Annotated in this window: 2 protein-coding genes; both read right to left on the bottom strand. The window is 64.2% G+C overall.

Annotation, left to right across the window (positions count from 1 at the left end):
• Nucleotides 1-351: 351 nt before the first annotated feature.
• Entirely contained in the window at nucleotides 352-1,548 is a 1,197-nt protein-coding gene (locus tag M2282_RS30945; RefSeq protein WP_280812591.1) for an IS91 family transposase, read from the bottom strand.
• A gap of 9 nt (nucleotides 1,549-1,557) precedes the next feature.
• Nucleotides 1,558-2,430 carry a tyrosine-type recombinase/integrase gene (locus M2282_RS30940; RefSeq protein WP_280812590.1) on the bottom strand — a complete coding sequence of 291 codons (873 nt, stop codon included), beginning with the start codon at nucleotides 2,428-2,430 and terminating at the stop codon, nucleotides 1,558-1,560.
• Nucleotides 2,431-2,547 lie beyond the last annotated feature (117 nt).

Raw genomic sequence — 2,547 nt, 5'->3', positions numbered from 1 at the left:
GGTTAAGGGTTGTCCGACACCTGCCCGTGCAACAACACGAGCCCGCGCACGACAACGGCCTGAGGGCAGGTGTTGGACAAGCCTCTAAGGAGGAAACCGCGGAATGCCCGACGGCGGACTGAGAAGGCTACCGGTCTATGGGGATTCGGGACGCTTGGCGCGAGCTGGCTCCGATGCTGAGCCGGGGGACCGCCTCCAATGGCGTTGCCGAAGCGCAGTAAATCAAGGCCGTCGTTTGCATCGCTTGACGCCAAGACAGGCGACAAAGGGAATCACCGGACTTGAGGACCAGACTTCCTCTCATCGGCCCGATAGGAAGAAGGGTCGAAGGTTGTCTGAGCAGCAGCGTCGTCATGATGCCCAGGCCTGCGGTGGTGGCGCACGGATCGGCTGCCCGCGAGCCAACGTCAGCAAGACGATCATCGGAGCGCCGCAGCGCGTGCAGACGAAGGTCGGTTGAGCATGACAGGGCTCGGCATCGAGGCTCGCGATTTGCGCGACAGCACCCGTCTCTTGCCCCAGAAGTTCTCGGATGCGCGCCAGGCTGGCCGCGCGATTGCCGTTGGCCAGAAGCCCGTAGTGTCGGATGCGATGGAAACCAACCGGCAGAACGTGCAGCAGGAAGCGGCGCATGAACTCATCGGCATCGAGCGTCATCGTCTTGCGTCGGGTGCGGCCCTTGGCCCGATAGTCCTTCCAACGGAAGGTGACGCCTTGTTCGTCCATGGCAACAAGCCGGCTGTTGGAGATGGCGACGCGGTGCGTGTAGCGAGACAAATAGGCCAGCACCGCTTGGGGTCCGGCGAACGGGCGTTTGGCGTAGACGACCCAATCGCATTTGCGCATTGGCGCGAGCCAGTCCGCGAAGGCGTGCGCGTCGGTCAGCCCCGCGAGTTCGCCGAAGAACCGCAGGCGGCCCGCGCGATACAGCTGTCCGAGCGCCTCGAGGAAGCGCCTTCTGAACAGGCGCGACAGCACGCGCACGGACAGGAAGAAGCCGGGCCTGCAGGCGATCCAGCGCCCGCCATCCGGCGACAGACCTCCGCCCGGCACGATACCGTGCACATGCGGATGATGCGTCAGGGCCGATCCCCACGTGTGCAGCACCAAGGTCGCGCCGATGCTTGCACCAAGGTGCTTGGGATCGGCTGCGATGGTCAACAGGGTCTCGGCGGCCGCATCGAACAGCAAGGCGTAGATCTCGGCCTTGTTGTAGTAGGCGATGGCACTGATCGGCGCCGGCAAGGTGAAGACGACGTGGTAGTAGTCCACAGGCAGCAGATCGGCCTGGCGCGCCTGGAGCCAGCGCTGTGCCGCACTGGCCTGGCACTTCGGGCAATGCCGGTTGCGGCACGAGTTGTAGGCGATCTGGTCTTGCCCACAGCCTTCGCAACGCAACACGTGACCTCCCAGCGCCGCGCTGCGGCACTGCTCGATGGCCGACATGACCTTGAGTTGGCCCAGGCTCAGGTGACCACGCTGCGCGTTGCGCCAGTCGGGGCCGTGGGTGTGGAAGATGTCGGCGACTTCCAGGGCGCAGTGCGCCATGAAGACGACCTACGCAGACAGCTTCTCCAGCGGACTAACCACTTCGCGCAGGACTTCTGTGGCCACGTGCGTGTAGACCGACGTGGTCTCCAGCTTCTTGTGGCCGAGCATCACCTGAATCACGCGGATGTCCACCTTCTGCTCCAGCAGGTGCGTGGCAAAGCTGTGGCGCAGCGTGTGCATGGTGACGCGCTTGTCGATCTTGGCCGCTTCGGCGGCATCATGGACTGCACGGTTGAGTTGGCGCGCGGTCAAAGGATCGACCGGGTTCTGCCCGGGGAACAGCCAACCGTTGGGCAGCATCTTGCCCTTCGCGTTCGCATACCGCCACCAGGCCCGCAGCCGCTCCAGCAGCAGCGGCGAGAGCATCGCGTAGCGATCCTTGCGGCCCTTGCCCTGCTCGACGCGCAGGGTCATGCGCTCGCTGTCGATGTCGCCGACCTTCAGCGCAACGATCTCACTCACACGAAGCCCGGTGCCATAGGCGATGGACAGTGCCGTGTGGTACTTGAGATTGGACGCCGCCGCGATCAGCCGCGCGGCCTCCTCGCGGCTGAGCACCACCGGCAACTTCTGCGGCACATGTACGTAGCTCATCCTGTCCACCAGCTCGCCGCGATTGAGTGTGACGTCGAAGAAGAACTTCAATCCAGTGATGGTGGCATTGAGCGTGATCGGCGAAACTCCCCGGTCGACCAGGTGCAACTGGAACCGCCGCAAATCCTCCGCGGTGGCTGTGTCGGGGGAGCGTTGGAGGAAGCTCGCGAGGTAGCGCACAGCGCGGACGTAGGCCGATTGCGTCTTGGGGCCGAGCTTGCGCATGCGCATGTCGTCGAGCAAGCGCTGGCGCAGCGGGGACATCGCCGGTGTGGAAGGGATCATGATCGTGCTCCTGTCGAAGAACGAGGCCGATTGCCTCGGTTCCCAACATAGACGGGGGCACGATGCTTGTTAAATCACAGACTGTGCGGCGGGCTACCGCGCGAGCGGTTTAGTCCT

This window comes from Variovorax boronicumulans (genome assembly GCF_029892485.1).
GTDB lineage: Bacteria > Pseudomonadota > Gammaproteobacteria > Burkholderiales > Burkholderiaceae_C > Variovorax > Variovorax boronicumulans_B.
This window is presented reverse-complemented; position numbering and strand designations above follow the sequence as displayed.